We start from the raw sequence: 16475 nt of genomic DNA, 5'->3' as shown, positions 1-16475 counted from the left end.
TCCTTCTATTAACCTACATTATTCATATTCTACACTCATGCAGTTACTTGTTTTAAGAAAGTTTCCTAATATTCCACCTACTATTGCAGGTACTATCCAGTTAAATCCTATCTTAGCAAATGGTAATACTTCTAAGAATGGTATGTGTACTGGTAATCCATAAGTCTTAGCTAATGAATTAACTACACCTAATATACTTATTATTAAAGTTACATATGCTGCACCTTTTATAGCATTATCATTTTTAATTTGATCTTTAAATAATGTTGTTATTACTAATAGTATAGTTACTGGGTAAATCATATCAAGTATTGGTGCTGAGAATTTAATTATAGTGTCAACTCCAAAGTTAGATACTACAGCACTGAATACACATACAACTATTACTACTACTTCATATTTTAATTTATTATTAGTAATTTTAGTGAAGTATTGACCTGTAGCTGATGTTAATCCTATAGCTGTTGTTAAACAAGCTAGAGCTACTATTATTCCTAGTATAGCTTTACCTGGGTATCCAAGTAATTGTTCTGTTATTCCAACTATTAATGAAGCTTGAGATATTGTGCTTATATCTTGTCCTGCAAAGCTTTGAGATATAGTTGCTCCTAAGAATGTAAGTCCTCCGTAAACAAAACATAAAGCTACTCCTGCTACTATACCTGCTTTTATTGTCAAACTCACTTTTTCTGAGTTACTTTCATATCCTTTATTGTGTAAAGATGCAATTATTATAGTTGAAAGTGCAACTGCTCCTAACGCATCCATTGTTTGATATCCTTGTGATACTCCATTTGAAAATACGTTGTCTACTAAAGTGTCTGGGCTTATTTGTCCTAATGGTGTTATTATACCTTTTATTATTAAAAGAGCTAACGCAACAAGTAATGCTGGTGTTAACACTTTTCCTATTATATCTACAACCTTAGATGGTCTTATTGTAAGTAATAACACTATTGCAAAGAATATTATAGAGAATATTACTGGAGATACAGCATTTCCTATTATAGGTTGTACACCCATTTCAAATGTTGTAGCTGCTGTTCTAGGTATTGCTAATAAAGGTCCTAGACAAATCATTATAGCTATTCCTACAACTTTTGATAACGATTTACCTGCTCTTCCTAAAATTTTATTAACGTCTCCACCGCATTTTGCTGCTGCTGCTATAGCTAGTAATGCTAACCCTACATCAGCTAATATAAATCCTGAGAATCCCGTCATCCAACTTTCACCAGATATAAGTCCTAAAAATGGTGGGAAGATAAGATTTCCTGCTCCAAAGAACATAGCAAAAAGCGCAAATCCCACTATAATTATATCTTTGTTCGTATTTTTCATATTAAAGCCCCCTAAAAAATTTCTTTTTATTTAGATTAAATATTCTGAAAATATTATATGATAGATCTTTCTAACTGTCAATAATATTGTCAATATACAAAATATTATGAATATTCAGTCTAAATCTATATATTTCTAGGGTTAAGTTATTCCAAATATTTCAGCCTTTAAGTTAAATTTTTGTCATAAAAATTTTTTTTTATAGCTTACCTATAAATGAAAAAAAATAGAGTTTAGACTTTATAAAAACAGGCCCTTTACAGTGAAAACACTGACTTTGAAGGATTCTATTTTTTTATCTAATCTCTATTTATTAACACAGCTTTAACAGTCAATCATATCTTTAGGTACTTCTAAAGTTATTCTTCCCATCTTCCCATCTCTGAATTCATTTAGAACTGTTGTTGCAATTCTTGTATAATTCAATTCATTTTTTCTCAAAATAAGACCTCTTTTAATTCCTATTTTATCCATAGTTTCTATAGGAGTTTCTCCAAGCTCGTCTAATTTATATCTTTCTTTTAATTTTTCTGGTTCTATTTCCATTAATTTATCTATTAATTTAAGACCTAAAGTGTCAACATCTAAAACTTCATCTTTTATAGCTCTACAAAATGCTAATTTTAAAGCCACTTCTTCATCTTCAAATTTAGGCCATAATATACCTGGAGTATCTAATAGCTCTAAGTTACCTTTTAACTTAACCCATTGCTTACCTTTAGTTACTCCTGGCTTATCTCCTGTTTGAGTACTTTTTCTTCCTGTAAGCTTATTTATAAGAGAAGATTTACCTACGTTTGGAATTCCAACTATCATTATTCTTATAGGTCTTTCTATTCTTCCCTTTTTAACTAAAGCTTCCATCTTTTCTCTAGTTTCATTTTTACATTCTTCTATTATTTTATTTACGCCTTTTCCCTTTAAAGTATCTACTGGTATGGCTTTTATCCCTCTTTTTTTGTAATAATCAACCCATTGGTTTAATTTATTTTGATCTGATATATCACTTTTGTTTAAAACTACAACTCTTGGTTTATCTCCAACAAATCTATCTATATCAGGATTTCTACTACTAAGTGGTATTCTTGCATCTAAAAGTTCTACAACAACATCGACTAATTTTAAATTGTTTTTTACTAATTCTTTAGTTTTTTTCATATGCCCTGGATACCAGTTTATATGCAAACTATCATCTCTTAAATATTCATCTGTCATTCTTTGTATTTTCATATATTTTCTCCTTTTTCTAATATTAAAAACACAAATTATTTTATCTAAACTTATAATTTATATTTATATTTATAAAAATTTATTTTAATCTAATTAATAGTAAAAAAGGAGACTGAAATCTCAGTCCCCTGTATAGTAAAGTTTATTATCTAGCTTCTTTTATCTTAGCAGCTTTACCTACTCTACCTCTTAAGTAGTTTAGTTTAGCTCTTCTTACTTTACCTTTTCTAGTTACTTCTATCTTCTCTAATTTTGGAGAATGAACAGGGAATGTTCTTTCTACTCCAACGTTGAAAGATATTTTTCTTACAGTGAAAGTTTCTCTAGCTCCTCCACCTTGTCTCTTTAATACAACACCTTCGAATATTTGTATTCTTTCTCTTTTTCCTTCAACTATTCTAACGTGTACTTTTACAGTGTCCCCAGGTCCAAAGTTAGGAACTTCATTTTTTAATTGCTCTTGCTCTAATGATCTTAATATTTCGTTCATTTTAATCCTCCTGGTATCATAGACGCTCTTAATTACTTGACCATTTGTAAGCAGAGGAACGCCCGTTTTATTTTTTCAACAGATTTTATTATACTATATGTCCTATTTATTTACAAGCTTTTTTGTATAAATCAGGACGTCTTTCTTTAGTTATTTCAATAGATTTCTCATGTCTCCACTCATCTATTTTCTTATGGTTTCCAGATAGTAAAACTTCTGGAACTTCCATTCCCATAAATTCTCTAGGTCTAGTATAATGAGGGTACTCTAATAAATCATCTTTAAATGATTCCTCTTCAAAGGATTCATTTTGACTTAATACACCTGGTATAAGCCTTGAAATTGAGTCTATAAGAATTAGTGCAGGAAGTTCGCCTCCTGTTAATACATAATCTCCTATAGATATTTCATCAGTAACTATAGAATCAATAATTCTTTGATCTATTCCTTCATAGTGACCACATAAAAGTATTACATCTTCAAATGTTGACATTTCACTAGCTATATTTTGATTGTGAACTTTACCCTTAGGAGTTAAATATACAACTCTAGGATCTTTTATATCAAACTTGTCTATAATATGTTTATATGTATCATATATTGGTTGTGGAGTCATTACCATTCCTGCTCCACCTCCAAAAGGATAATCATCTACCTTTTTATGCTTATTAGTAGAAAAGTCTCTTATGTTGTATATGTTTACTTCAATAATACCTTTTTCTACAGCTCTTTTCATTATACTCTCATTCATATAAGAATTGAATATTTCTGGGAATAGCGTCATTATATGAAATCTCATAATATCACCTTAAAATTAATCTAACATTCCCTTTATAGGGTCTATTATCATTTTTCTTTCTTCTATATATATCTCAGGTACAAATTTCATAACAGCTGGTATAAGATATTCTTTATTATCTTCACCTTTAATTACATAAACATCATTAGCTGCATATTGTAAAACATCATCTAATACACCTACATGTTTATTATCTACTGTATAAACGTCTATACCAATCATATCAGCAATAAAGAACTCGTCTTCATCTAATTCTTTTGACTCTTCTCTAGATACATAGATATTTTTGTTAACTATCTTTTCAGCCATTTCTACTGTATCTATTCCTTTTATTTTCATTATAACTAAGTTACCTTTATATCTAACATCTTGCACTTTATATTCTGTATTAAGGTCTTTTCCTATATAAAAAGTATCCAAGTCATCATATCTATATATATCATCCGTTGTGGAGTAAATTCTTACTTCACCTTTCAAACCTTGTGTTTTTACTATTTGTCCTATTTTAAAATGAGTTAATTTATTTTCCATAATCTCACCTTCTTTAAAAATTATGCTTTATCTTTGCGCAATATATACAAAGTATATACAAAAAGGATTAGGTTAATACCTAATCCTTTATATTATTTCAAGAGTAACCTTTTTGTGGTCTCTATTTGAAGCAGATTTTATAACAGTTCTTATAGCTTTAGCTATTCTACCCTGCTTACCGATAACCTTACCCATGTCATCAGGGGCAACTTTTAATTTTAAGATAGTTTCTCCATCATTAAAAGTTTCCTCTACTTCAACTGCTTCTGGATTATCGACAAGAGCCTTTGCTATATCTAGTACTAGCTCTTTCATATCAATTCACTCCTAACAGAAATTTACTTAGCTTGCTTAGAAGCTTCGAACTTTTCCATTACTCCGTTGTTAACTAATAAAGTTTTAACTGTATCAGTTGGTTGTGCTCCACATCCTAACCATTTAACAGCTTTCTCATCGTTTATTTTAACTTGCTTTGGTTGAGATATTGGATTGTAGAATCCTATTTCTTCTATGAACTTTCCATCTCTTGGAGCTCTAGAATCTGCTACTACTATTCTGTAGAAAGGTTTTTTATTTGATCCCATTCTTTTTAATCTTATTTTAACTGCCATATCGACACCTCCGAAAAATTTTTATCTTTTTTGTTTTCTATTATTTAAAGAAAGGTAAACCGGCAAAGCCTCCCCTTTTCTTCATGCTTTTTTGAGTTCCTGTAAACATCTTCATCATTTTTTTCATCTCATCAAATTGCTTTATAAGTCTGTTTACATCTTGAACACTAGTACCACTACCTCTTGCTATTCTTTTCTTTCTTGAAGCATTCAAGATACTAGGATTTCTTCTTTCTTCTATTGTCATAGACTGTACGATTGCCTTAGTCCTAACAATTTCTTTATTATTCATATCGATGTCCCCAAGTTGATCTTTGACTTGACCCATACCAGGAATCATTTCAATTACTTTATTTAAAGGACCCATCTTTTGAATTTGTTCCATTTGCTCTAAGAAATCTTCAAAATCAAGATCTTGCTTTTTGATTTTACTTTCTAACTCCTTAGCTTTTTCTAAATCTATATTTTCTTGAGCCTTTTCTATTAAGCTTAGGATATCTCCCATACCTAATATTCTAGATGCCATTCTATCTGGATGGAAAGGCTCTAAGTCATCTAGCTTTTCTCCCATACCTATAAACTTTATAGGCTTTTGTGTTACAGCTCTTATTGAAAGTGCTGCCCCACCTCTAGTATCACCATCAAGTTTAGTTAAAACTACTCCATCAACCCCAAGAGCATCATTAAAGCTTTGAGCAACATTAACTGCATCTTGTCCTGTCATAGAGTCTACAACCAATAGTATTTCGTGTGGCTTAACTTCAGATTTTATATTTTGTAACTCTTCCATTAAAGTCTCATCTATATGAAGTCTACCAGCTGTATCTATTATAACTAAATCGTGGTTATTTTTTACTGCATGATTATATCCAGCTTTTGCAATATTTACTGGGCTTTCTTTATCTCCCATGCTAAACACTGGTATATCTAATTTTTCACCTACAACTTGTAATTGCTTTATCGCTGCAGGTCTATATATATCACAAGCCACTAGTAAGGGCTTCTTACCTTGCTTTTTAAAGTATCCTCCAAGCTTACCAGATGTAGTTGTCTTACCTGCACCTTGTAAACCTACCATCATTATAACTGTTGGTGGCTTTGGCGATATCATTATTTTACTTTGAACATCACCCATTAAACTTGTAAGTTCTTCATTAACTATTTTTATAACATGTTGTGCTGGTGTCAAGCTTTCCATAACATCTTGTCCAACAGCTCTTTCTTGAACTTTCTTAACAAAGTCTTTAACTACTTTAAAGTTAACATCAGCTTCTAATAAAGCTAGCTTAACTTCTCTCATAGCATCTTTAACATCTTTTTCAGTAAGCTTACCTTTAGATTTTAATTTACCTAAAGCGCCCTGTAGTTTATCTGCTAATCCTTCAAATATCATTTTAACATCTCCCTACATAAATCTTCTATATTTTCTACCTTAGGGATTAAATTAGCACAATCTCTATTTTGCAATAAATCTTGTTTAATGTCAACAACTTTATTATATATGTCTTGTGTAATTTTTTCACGTTCTTTTGACTTTTTAACTAAGCCTAATTTTGCTTCATAATCCTTCAAAATTTTTTCAGAACGCTTTAATGTATCATATATTCCTTGTCTTGAAACACTTAGATTTTCACTGATTTCTCCAAGAGAATAATCTTCATTGTAATAAAGTGATACAATTTCTCTTTGCTTATCAGTTAGAAGCATTTTGTATTGTTCAAATAACAACCCAATTTCTACTAATTTTTCTAGATTCATTATTACACTTCCCACTTGCTTTACTGTAAAGGTTAATTCCTTTACACATTGTATTTTATATCATACTAATAAAGTTGTCAACAGTTATTTTAAAAAGCTAATTAGTTCCCAAATAACGCATCTATAAATGCTTTTGAATCGAAATCTTGTAAGTCTTCTACTTTCTCTCCAACACCTATAAGTTTCACAGGAACATCAACTTCAGATTTAACCGCTAAGACAACTCCACCTTTTGCTGTTCCATCTAATTTAGTTAAAACTATTCCCGTTATATCAGCTACTTCTTTAAATGTTTTAGCTTGAGATACCGCATTTTGACCTGTTGTAGCATCTACAACTAGTAAAACTTCTTTTTGCGCTTCTGGATATTCTCTATCAACTATTTTGAATACTTTACCTAACTCATTCATTAAGTTAGTTTTATTATGAAGTCTTCCTGCTGTATCACAAATTAATACATCTGTTTTTCTAGCTTTAGCTGCTTTTACGGCATCAAATATTACAGCTCCTGGATCAGCTCCTTCTTGGTGCTTTATTATATCCACGTTACTTCTGTTAGCCCATACTTCTAGTTGTTCTATAGCTGCTGCTCTAAATGTATCGCCTGCTGCAAGGATTACTTTTTTACCTTCTTTAGTGTATCTATTAGCTAGCTTACCTATTGTAGTAGTTTTACCTACTCCATTTACTCCTACCATTAATATTATAGTCGGACCAGGCTCTATGTTTAATTTAGAATCTTCCTCACCTAACATATCACATATTACAGCTTTTAACTCACCTCTTACAGCTAAAGGATCTGTAATACCTTTAGTTTTTATAGCATATCTTAGTCCATCTATCATTTCCATAGTAGTGTTTACACCAACATCTGCTGTTATTAGTATCTCTTCAAGTTCTTCAAGAAGATCTTCATCTATCGTAGTGTATGAATTTAAAACAGCATCAATTTTATCTGTTATTCCTTGTTTAGCTTTAGTAAGTCCTTGCTTAAGTCTTACAAATAAACCTTCTTTTGTAATTTCTTCTTCTACTTCTTCTACTTCTTCTACTTCTTCTACTTCTTCTACTTCTTCTACTTCTTCTACTTCTTCTACTTCTTCTAGCGAAGTTTGTTCAATTTTATCTTCATTGTCAATATCTATTATTTCTTCTTTATTTTCTATTATTTCTTCTTTATTTTCTGACTCTTCATCTAAATGATGTTTTTCTTCTAATTTAAACTCTGCACCTTCAACTACAGTTTCTTCTTTGTTTTCTTCTTTAGACTCTACTAGTTCTTCTTTTTGCTCTTCTTCATCAGTAGCTGATTCTTCACTAACTTCTTCTATTTGAATATCTTCTTCAACTACAGCTTCTTCTTTTTTCTTTCCAAATTTGAATAACTTCTTAAACATTTTGCCTCCTTATATTATATCTTCAGTTAATTTTTTAGCTTCTTTTAGATCTAGGCTTATAACCTTAGAGATTGCTTTTTCTTGCATTGTAACTCCATATATATAGTCTGCAACCTCCATAGTACCTCTTCTATGAGTTATAGATATAAATTGGGTATCTTTAGATAGTTCTTTTAAAAACTCTCCAAATCTATATATGTTTGCATCATCTAGTGGGGCTTCTATTTCATCTAGTATACAAAACGGAGTTGGCTTAGCTAATATTATTGAAAATAATATACTTATTGCAGTAAGTGCTTTTTCTCCTCCTGATAAAAGATTTAAATTTTTCATTTTCTTTCCAGGTGGTTGAGCTACTATTTCTATGTCACTTTCTAGAATATTATCTTTATCTACTATTCTAAGTTCTCCATTTCCTCCACCAAATAATTTTTTATAAACAACTTTAAAGTTTTCATTTATTAAAATAAAGTTTTCATTAAACTCTCTTTTCATATTTTCTTCTAGTTCTTTAATAAGTTTATATATAACTTCTATAGATTCTTCTAAATCTTTCTTTTGTTCACTATAAAAATCATATCTTTCTTTTATTTCTTCATATTCTTTTATAGAGTCTATATTTACATTTCCAAGACTTTTTATTTGTCTTTTTAGGTTTTCTAGCTCTTTTTTATCAATAACTACAGATTCATCTTTTAATGCCTTTGCTTCCTCTAGACTTAATTCATATTCTTCTATAAGTTTAGCTATATAATTTTCTTTAGATGATCTTAGTCTTTCTATTTTATTTTCTATCTTAAATAAACTTTCTTTAACTTCTATATACTGTCTATCTATATTTTTAGATTCAGTAGTTATATTGTCTCTATTTTTCTTAATAGAATCTTTTTGTTCTTTTTGCAGACTTAATTTTTTATTTTCATCTATAATTTGCTTCTCCAAGTTTTCTTTTTCTGAAGTTTCAATTTTAATCTGGTCTTGAATTTTAACAGTATTAGATTTACTTTCTTCAAGTTGTTCTTTTGTAGTTCTAAGAACATCATTTTGTGATTTTATTTCTTTTTGAATTCTATCTATATCCTTTATTGTAGCTTGGTGAATTTGATTTAATTTAGCATATTCTATATTTAAATCGTCAAATCTGCTTTTATCTACTTCATAACCATCATTTATTTCTTTTAATTTTGAAGTTAATGTGTCTATTTCATTTTTGTTTAATAGATGCTTTTGTTCTATTTCATTTATATTTTCTTTTAATGACTTAGTTTTTGTTAGTGTATATTCTAAGTTTTCACCTAAACTCAACTTCTCATTTTCAAATTTGTTTAAGTTATTGTTTAAATTTAAAACTTCATCATTCGCACTTTTTATGTTTGCATTAATAACAACTACATTTTTATCACTTTCACGTAATTCATTATTTATTTTTTCGATTTTTATAATGTTCGAATCTATAGAACCTCTTAAACTTATTTTTTCTTGTTCTAATGAATTTAGTTTTTCTTTTTCTTTTTCTATATTCTCTTTAAACTCTTCTATCAATCTTTTTCTTGAAAGTATATTTCCATTAGTTCTTACTGTTCCTCCAGTTAAAGATCCACCTGGATTTAGAATTTCTCCATCTAAAGTTACAACCTTATATCTATGATTAGTTTCTCTAGCAAACTTTATAGCTTCATCCATGCTTCCTATAACTATAGTTCTTCCTAAAACATTTTCAATTATATTTTTATACTTTTCATCAAACTTAACTAATTCACTGGCTATGCCTATGTATTTAGTACTGCTTTTTATTGCATTTTTATCTATTTTATTAGATTTAATTATATTTAAAGGTAAGAATGTAACTCTTCCTAAATTATTTTTCTTTAAGTAATTTATAGCATTTTTAGCGCTATTTTCATCTTTAGTTATTATATTTTGCATATAACTTCCAAGAGATGCTTCTAGTGCTTTTTCATATTTTTGACTAGATGATATAACCTGACCTAATGCTCCATATATACCTTCTAAATTTTTATTCTTTAATACTTCCTTTACACCTTTATTAAATCCTTCATAGTGTTTTTCCATATCAGTGTATATATTTAATTTAGAGTTATATTCATTTATTTTAAGTTTAGAGCCTTGTATATCACTACTCATTTTTTCATATTCTGTTTTTAGAGAATTTACCTTTTTATTAATATCTTCAAATTCTTGTTTTAAATTTTCTATTAAACTTAACTTTTCTTGTTTTTGAGAATTAAATTTTGATATTTCATCTTTTTTATTACATATATTTTTTTGTATATGTTCTATATCTATATCTATAGTTTTAGTTCTATTTTCTATATTTTCAATATTTGCATTTAAAGTAGATAATTTATTTGCACTATTTTGTTTAACATCCAGTAAGTTTATTATTTCATCTTTTAAAGTTTCAATAGTTTGACTTACTTTGTTTATGCTTTCTTTTTTATCTTTATTCTTTATTTCAACTTCATCTATTCTATTTTCTATATCTTTCAAATTTTTAAAAGCAATGTCTTTACTTTCATTTAATTTTTTTAATTCTAAACTATCATCATTTATTTTTTTGTTTATATAGCTAATTTCATTTGTATATCTTTGTATATCATTGTTACAATTTTTTATCTTTTCATTAAGAACGCTAAGCTCTGAATATTTTTTGTTTATTACACCTTTTATAGTGTTTATATATTCAATAGTTTTGTTTATTTTCACATCAATTTCTTCAAGTTCCTCATCACAATCAGTTATAGATTTTTCTAAAGTTTCTTTTTTAGATTTAACTAAAACCATTTGATCTTTCAGTACTTTATCATGATTTAGTGTTTCTTCAACTTGAACCTCTAATTCTTCAATTTCGCTTATATAGCTATTTACTTCAAGCTTTTTTAACTCTTCTTTTATTTCTAAATATTTTATAGCTTTTTTCTGTTGAGTTTCTAAAGGTTTTAACTGATTCTCTATCTCAACATATATATCTTCTATTCTATTTAAGTTTTCTTTTGTATTCTTTAAGTTTCTTTCCGCTTCTTGTTTTTTATATCTATATTTTGATATTCCACAAGCTTCATCAAATACTTTTCTTCTATTTACAGGATTATTACTTAAAATTTCATCAACTTTACCTTGTTCTATTATAGAATATCCATCTTTACCTATTCCTGTATCTAATAGTAATTCTTTTATATCCTTTAATCTACAAGACTTATTATTTAAGAAAAACTCACTTTCCCCACTTCTGTAAGCTCTTCTTTTTATAGTAATTTCACTATATTCTATGTCTAAGTTTTTGTCACTATTGTCTATAGTTAATGCTACCTCACAATAGTTCATTGCTTTTTTTGTGTCTGTTCCGGCAAATACTACGTCTTCTAGTTTATCGCCTCTTAAACTTTTTATACTCTGCTCCCCTAATACCCATCTTACTGCATCTGATATATTACTTTTTCCACTTCCATTTGGCCCAACTATAGCTGTTATACCTTCATTAAAAATCACATCTGTTTTAGTTGGAAAGGATTTAAATCCTTTAAGCTCTAATCTTTTTAAATACAATACCTTTCTCTCCCTTCAAAATAAAACTAAAGGTTGTATATATCGCTTAATTTCATATATATTTCTTTTGTATCAAACTTTATAGTTTTTTCATCATCTAATACAAATTCTAATTCATTTATATCTAAATTTGCTTCCTTAGTTTTTAATAAAACATCATATTTTTCTTTTATTTCTATTACATTAGATTTTTTGTTTCCTAATATTCTAGATACATTTCTTTTGTTAACTAAAACTACTAAATTTTTCTTAACATCATATTTTTTAATTAAGTGCTCAATAAAATCTCCATACATCTTACTTTCAACTAACTCTCTATAAGCTGGATGGTATGGACCTGCAAGCACTTCTTTTCCTATCGCTATATCTTCAGTTGCTTGTAATCCAACTCTAATTACATTTATATTGTTTACGTAAAATAAAGCCAAAACTTTTTTTACTATATCTATACTCTTCTCAAGTGTAAATGAATTATATTTACCTTCCTTTAATAGCTTTTCAAGACCTGTTTCTTTAACTACTAAAGTTGGATATACTCTTACGCAATCCGGTTTTAATTCTATAAATTTTTTTGCTGTTTTTATACATTTTTCTTCCGTATCTGATGGTAATCCTACCATCATCTGTAATCCTAAATTTATACCATAATCCTTTATAAGCTTTGAGCTTTTAAATACATCTTCATCACTATGGCCTCTTACACTATCTATTAATACTTCCTCATCTAAAGATTGAACTCCAAGTTCTATAACACTTGTTTTATATTCTTTTAGCATAGTTAGTATCTCATCATTTATACAATCAGGTCTCGTAGACATCCTTATATCATCTACGATATTTTTATCCACATATTCCTTAGCCACAGAAAGTAAGCTTCTTTGAATATCCATATCTATAGCAGTAAAACTACCTCCAAAAAATGCTATTTCAATACTTGCATCTTTATCTATTGTAGTTAAATATTCTTCAATTATATTTCTTACATCTTCACTTGTAATATCTGTGCTTACTCCAGTAATTTTCTTTTGGTTACAGAAAATACAATCATGAGGGCATCCCCTATGAGGCACAAATATAGGTATAATTCTCTTTTTCATATTAAATCATCCTTCTTAATGCTTGTTTTGCAGCTGATTGTTCTGCCTCTTTTTTGCTCTTCCCTTCTCCTATTCCTAAAACTTCACCGTCTAGGGTAACTTCCATTACAAATCGTTTATTATGATCTGGTCCAATTTCTTCTACTAAGTTATATGAAATTATACTTTCCCCTTTACTTTGTACAACCTCTTGTAAATGAGTCTTATAGTCTCTGAAGATTCTTCCTTTTATAGAGTCTTGAATTATAGCTTCCATGTGATCTAATATAAATTCTTTTGCATTTTCAATTCCACCATCTAGGTATATTGCAGCTATTACAGCCTCAAATGCATCGGCTAATATAGATATACGATCTCTACCCCCTGTAGCTTCTTCTCCTCTTCCTAAAAGAATATGACTTCCTAAATTTATTTCTTTAGCAACATCACTTAAAGACTCTTCACAAACTATATTGGCTCTTAATTTTGTTAACTCACCTTCTGGTAAATCTTGTTCCTTTTGAAATAAATAATCACTTATTACTATTCCTAGCACTGAATCTCCTAAGAATTCTAATCTTTCATTGAATAAATAAGATTTATTCTCATTAGAGTATGAACTATGTGTTAATGCCTCTAATATAAATTTTTTATTTTTAAATTTATATTTAATAATATCTTCAAATTTTGATATATTAACTAATATACTTGATTTTATTTTCATTTATTTACCTCCATTTAAATATCTATAGACTATAGTGTACTATTTTTCTAAAATTATTGCAAAACATAATATAAACTTTTTCACGCCCAAATATATAATATTAGCATAACTAAGAGTTATAAGTTATCCATGATTTTTTAGTAAATGTAATTTAATTAGGCGTAAAAATTCACTTCGTTCATATCACCAACGACTTAGTCCGTTGCTCAAAAAGCTTTTTTACGCCCAAAACATTTAATATAGCTATAACTAAGTGCCATAAACTATCCATAACTTTTTAGTAAGTGTCATTTAATTAGGCGTAAAAAAGCCTATGAATCTTATATAACTTCATAGGCTCTATAAATTCTTTACTTATATAGTTTTATTTTTCATCATCACAATCACATATGCATTCATCTGAGCATTCACACTCATCTTCTGCCGATAATATAACTGCTTGACAATTAGGGCATACTATATCTATGTCTTCATTATATAGTAAGTCCTCATCTATCTCTACAAAATCATTACAATTAGGACATTCCATTTCTATGTAGTTATATTCTTCATCATCATCTTCATCGTCGTCATCTTCTTCTTCGTATATATCATCTTCTATATCTGATAAATCTTCGTCTATAGATTCTACATAATCTATAAGTTCTATTTGTTCTTCTTCTAATTCCACTATTGCATCTGCAAAACTTTCTAAAACATCTACTATTTTATTTATTATTTTGCCTTCTTTTGTTTCTTTACTTATTTCTAATCCCTCTGCAAGACCTTTTAAGTATGCAACTTCTTCATATAAATATTTCATTAAAATCCCTCACTTTCCTTATTTTTTTGTATAAATTTAAAAGCCCATATATCTATTATTAGATATATAAGCTTTTATATTCATAAATCATTAAACTCTTGATAAATATTCTCCAGTTCTTGTATCTATCTTTATTCTATCTCCTGTATTTATGAATAAAGGTACTTGAACTACTGCACCAGTTTCAACTGTAGCTGACTTAGTAACGTTACTTGCAGTATCTCCTTTGATTCCTGGCTCTGTTTCAACTATTTCAAGTTCTGCAAAGTTTGGAGCTTCTACTTGGAATGGTTGTCCTTGGTAGAATCTTATTGTTGCAGTTTCATTTTCTTTTAAGAATTTAATTGCATCTTCAACTTTTTCATAGTCTAGTGGTATTTGCTCGAAAGTTTCATTATCCATGAAGTAGTATAACTCACCATCGTTGTATAGATATTGCATTTGTCTAGTGTCTATATGAGCTTTAGGGAACTTGTCACTTGGGTTAAAAGCTTCTTCTCTTATTGCTCCTGTTTTTAAGTTTCTGTACTTAGTTCTGACAAACGCAGCACCTTTTCCTGGCTTAACATGTTGGAAATCAACTATTAAACATGGTTGACCATCCTTCTCAAACGTTACACCTTTTCTAAAATCACCTGCTGTTACCATATGTGTCCCTCCATAATTATACTTAAAATTCTAATTCTATTAATTCCTTCGGTGATGAATTTAATACTTCACATCCATCTTCTGTTATTATAAGTAGATCTTCAATTCTTACACCACCAAAATCTTCTATGTATATACCTGGCTCATCACTTATAACCATATTAGGCTTTAATAACTTTTCTCCCAATGTATTAACATTTGGAAGTTCATGTACATCAAGGCCTATTCCGTGTCCTAAGCCATGACCAAATTTATCACCATATCCTTTTTCAATTATATATTGTCTTGCGATATTGTCAAGTTCTATTCCGCTCATATTAGCTTTCGCAGCTTCTATAACCTTTAATTGAGCTTCTAATACTATATTATATATTTCCTTTTGCTTTTCACTAGCTTTTCCTACAACTATAGTTCTTGTCATATCTGAACAATATCCATTATATACACATCCAAAATCTATTGTTACGAAATCGCCTAACTCTATAACTTTATCACTAGCTACTCCATGAGGCATAGATGATCTTTTTCCTGATGCTACTATAAAATCAAATGATACTCCAGTTGCACCTTGCTTTCTCATGAAAAACTCAAGTTCTAAAGCTACTTCACTTTCCTTCATTCCTGGCTTAATAAATCCTAATATATATTTAAATCCATTATCTGCAATTTTAGAAGCTTGTCTTATAACATCTAATTCTTTTTCATACTTTATGGCTCTTAAATCTAACATTAATCCTTTTAGCGGAACCATTTCTGTACTAGATAAAGCTTCTTTATAATTTGAATATGTTGAAAAACTCATTTTATCATCTTCAAATCCTAGTCTTTTCATATCCATTTCTTTTAAGAAATTTGTGATCGGGTTTGTTCTAGATATTTCCACTATTTCGAAATCTTCTGTTTGATTTTTAGCTTGCTGTGTATATCTAAAATCTGTAAATAATATGTTTTTTTCTTTAGTTATTATTAAAGACCCAGCAGTTCCTGTAAATCCAGATATGTATCTTTTATTTTTAGACTCTTCAATTAAAATTGCATCTAAGTTTAATTTTTCCATCTCTGCTCTTAATTTTAAAACTCTATTTTTCACCTATACCCACCTCACAATTTATTATTGCATTTACCCCTAAAATATATCCATAAAATCCAAATCCTGTAATTTGTCCTATACATGCACTAGCTGTTACGCTTTTTTGTCTAAATTCTTCTCTTTTGTGCACATTTGATATATGTACTTCTACTACTTTGGTGCTAATAGATCTTATGGCATCTGCTATAGCATAGCTATAATGTGTAAACGCTCCAGGATTTATAATAATCCCATCAAAATTACAATTTGCATCATGTAATTTATCTATTATGCATCCTTCATGATTACTTTGAAAAAATTCAAAATCAATAGTATCTTTAAATGTTTGTTTTATGCTATATTCTAAATCTTCTAATGTATTTTTCCCATATACATCAGGTTCTCTTTTTCCTAACATATTTAAATTAGGAC

The 16475-nt window shown here is 28.8% G+C and carries 17 protein-coding genes; all 17 read right to left on the bottom strand.

The features are described from left to right. Window positions 1-18: 18 nt before the first annotated feature. Window positions 19-1341, bottom strand: coding sequence for a branched-chain amino acid transport system II carrier protein (gene brnQ, locus ACRDDE_RS11705; protein ID WP_438627503.1), 1323 nt, complete (start codon window positions 1339-1341; stop codon window positions 19-21). A 324-nt stretch (window positions 1342-1665) separates the two neighbouring features. Further along, complete coding sequence (gene ylqF, locus ACRDDE_RS11700) at window positions 1666-2571, bottom strand: ribosome biogenesis GTPase YlqF (RefSeq protein WP_438627502.1); 906 nt, start codon at window positions 2569-2571, stop codon at window positions 1666-1668. A gap of 145 nt (window positions 2572-2716) precedes the next feature. After that, on the bottom strand, window positions 2717-3061 hold the full coding sequence (gene rplS, locus ACRDDE_RS11695; protein WP_021433783.1) for a 50S ribosomal protein L19: 345 nt from the start codon (window positions 3059-3061) through the stop codon (window positions 2717-2719). A 106-nt stretch (window positions 3062-3167) separates the two neighbouring features. Further along, on the bottom strand, window positions 3168-3860 hold the full coding sequence (gene trmD / locus ACRDDE_RS11690) for a tRNA (guanosine(37)-N1)-methyltransferase TrmD (RefSeq protein WP_021429662.1): 693 nt from the start codon (window positions 3858-3860) through the stop codon (window positions 3168-3170). A gap of 15 nt (window positions 3861-3875) precedes the next feature. Then, complete coding sequence (rimM, locus tag ACRDDE_RS11685; RefSeq protein WP_438627500.1) at window positions 3876-4391, bottom strand: ribosome maturation factor RimM; 516 nt, start codon at window positions 4389-4391, stop codon at window positions 3876-3878. Between the two features lie 87 nt (window positions 4392-4478). Beyond that, a complete protein-coding gene (locus ACRDDE_RS11680) occupies window positions 4479-4706 on the bottom strand; it encodes a KH domain-containing protein (protein ID WP_021429642.1) in 228 nt (75 codons plus the stop codon). A 23-nt stretch (window positions 4707-4729) separates the two neighbouring features. Continuing rightward, window positions 4730-5002, bottom strand: a complete 273-nt coding sequence (gene rpsP, locus ACRDDE_RS11675; RefSeq protein ID WP_021429667.1) for a 30S ribosomal protein S16 — start codon at window positions 5000-5002, stop codon at window positions 4730-4732. Window positions 5003-5042: 40 nt separating this feature from the next. After that, window positions 5043-6395 (bottom strand): signal recognition particle protein, encoded by a 1353-nt coding sequence (gene ffh / locus ACRDDE_RS11670; RefSeq protein WP_021429709.1) that lies wholly within the window; start codon window positions 6393-6395, stop codon window positions 5043-5045. Further along, window positions 6392-6760, bottom strand: coding sequence for a YlxM family DNA-binding protein (gene ylxM / locus ACRDDE_RS11665; protein WP_021429599.1), 369 nt, complete (start codon window positions 6758-6760; stop codon window positions 6392-6394). Before ylxM ends, ffh begins: the two co-directional genes overlap by 4 nt. Before the next feature lie 101 nt (window positions 6761-6861). Beyond that, entirely contained in the window at window positions 6862-8157 is a 1296-nt protein-coding gene (ftsY, locus tag ACRDDE_RS11660) for a signal recognition particle-docking protein FtsY (RefSeq protein ID WP_438627498.1), read from the bottom strand. A gap of 9 nt (window positions 8158-8166) precedes the next feature. Beyond that, a complete protein-coding gene (smc, locus tag ACRDDE_RS11655) occupies window positions 8167-11724 on the bottom strand; it encodes a chromosome segregation protein SMC (RefSeq protein ID WP_438627496.1) in 3558 nt (1185 codons plus the stop codon). 26 nt (window positions 11725-11750) lie between these two features. After that, a complete protein-coding gene (locus tag ACRDDE_RS11650) occupies window positions 11751-12821 on the bottom strand; it encodes an elongator complex protein 3 (RefSeq protein ID WP_438627494.1) in 1071 nt (356 codons plus the stop codon). A 1-nt stretch (window position 12822) separates the two neighbouring features. Continuing rightward, complete coding sequence (gene rnc / locus ACRDDE_RS11645) at window positions 12823-13524, bottom strand: ribonuclease III (RefSeq protein WP_438627492.1); 702 nt, start codon at window positions 13522-13524, stop codon at window positions 12823-12825. A 364-nt stretch (window positions 13525-13888) separates the two neighbouring features. Continuing rightward, a complete protein-coding gene (locus ACRDDE_RS11640) occupies window positions 13889-14326 on the bottom strand; it encodes a CD1247 N-terminal domain-containing protein (protein ID WP_438627490.1) in 438 nt (145 codons plus the stop codon). 90 nt (window positions 14327-14416) lie between these two features. Beyond that, window positions 14417-14974 carry an elongation factor P gene (gene efp / locus ACRDDE_RS11635; protein WP_021429540.1) on the bottom strand — a complete coding sequence of 186 codons (558 nt, stop codon included), beginning with the start codon at window positions 14972-14974 and terminating at the stop codon, window positions 14417-14419. Between the two features lie 22 nt (window positions 14975-14996). Continuing rightward, on the bottom strand, window positions 14997-16064 hold the full coding sequence (locus ACRDDE_RS11630; RefSeq protein ID WP_438627488.1) for a M24 family metallopeptidase: 1068 nt from the start codon (window positions 16062-16064) through the stop codon (window positions 14997-14999). Beyond that, a partial coding sequence (aroQ, locus tag ACRDDE_RS11625; RefSeq protein ID WP_438627486.1) for a type II 3-dehydroquinate dehydratase occupies window positions 16054-16475 on the bottom strand: 422 nt, incomplete at its 5' end. The genes ACRDDE_RS11630 and aroQ, both read right to left, overlap by 11 nt.

This window comes from Paraclostridium sp. (genome assembly GCF_051656405.1).
In the GTDB taxonomy this organism is placed as follows: Bacteria; Bacillota; Clostridia; order Peptostreptococcales; family Peptostreptococcaceae; genus Paraclostridium.
The sequence above is the reverse complement of the archived record's forward strand: the minus strand, read 5'-3'. Positions and strand labels throughout refer to the sequence as shown.

Coding starts and splice junctions, on each gene's coding strand:
- brnQ (WP_438627503.1), bottom strand. CDS start 1,341: ATGAAAAATACGAACAAAGATATAATTATAGTGGGATTTGCGCTTTTT.
- ylqF (WP_438627502.1), bottom strand. CDS start 2,571: ATGAAAATACAAAGAATGACAGATGAATATTTAAGAGATGATAGTTTG.
- rplS (WP_021433783.1), bottom strand. CDS start 3,061: ATGAACGAAATATTAAGATCATTAGAGCAAGAGCAATTAAAAAATGAA.
- trmD (WP_021429662.1), bottom strand. CDS start 3,860: ATGAGATTTCATATAATGACGCTATTCCCAGAAATATTCAATTCTTAT.
- rimM (WP_438627500.1), bottom strand. CDS start 4,391: ATGGAAAATAAATTAACTCATTTTAAAATAGGACAAATAGTAAAAACA.
- ACRDDE_RS11680 (WP_021429642.1), bottom strand. CDS start 4,706: ATGAAAGAGCTAGTACTAGATATAGCAAAGGCTCTTGTCGATAATCCA.
- rpsP (WP_021429667.1), bottom strand. CDS start 5,002: ATGGCAGTTAAAATAAGATTAAAAAGAATGGGATCAAATAAAAAACCT.
- ffh (WP_021429709.1), bottom strand. CDS start 6,395: ATGATATTTGAAGGATTAGCAGATAAACTACAGGGCGCTTTAGGTAAA.
- ylxM (WP_021429599.1), bottom strand. CDS start 6,760: ATGAATCTAGAAAAATTAGTAGAAATTGGGTTGTTATTTGAACAATAC.
- ftsY (WP_438627498.1), bottom strand. CDS start 8,157: ATGTTTAAGAAGTTATTCAAATTTGGAAAGAAAAAAGAAGAAGCTGTA.
- ACRDDE_RS11650 (WP_438627494.1), bottom strand. CDS start 12,821: ATGAAAAAGAGAATTATACCTATATTTGTGCCTCATAGGGGATGCCCT.
- rnc (WP_438627492.1), bottom strand. CDS start 13,524: ATGAAAATAAAATCAAGTATATTAGTTAATATATCAAAATTTGAAGAT.
- ACRDDE_RS11640 (WP_438627490.1), bottom strand. CDS start 14,326: ATGAAATATTTATATGAAGAAGTTGCATACTTAAAAGGTCTTGCAGAG.
- efp (WP_021429540.1), bottom strand. CDS start 14,974: ATGGTAACAGCAGGTGATTTTAGAAAAGGTGTAACGTTTGAGAAGGAT.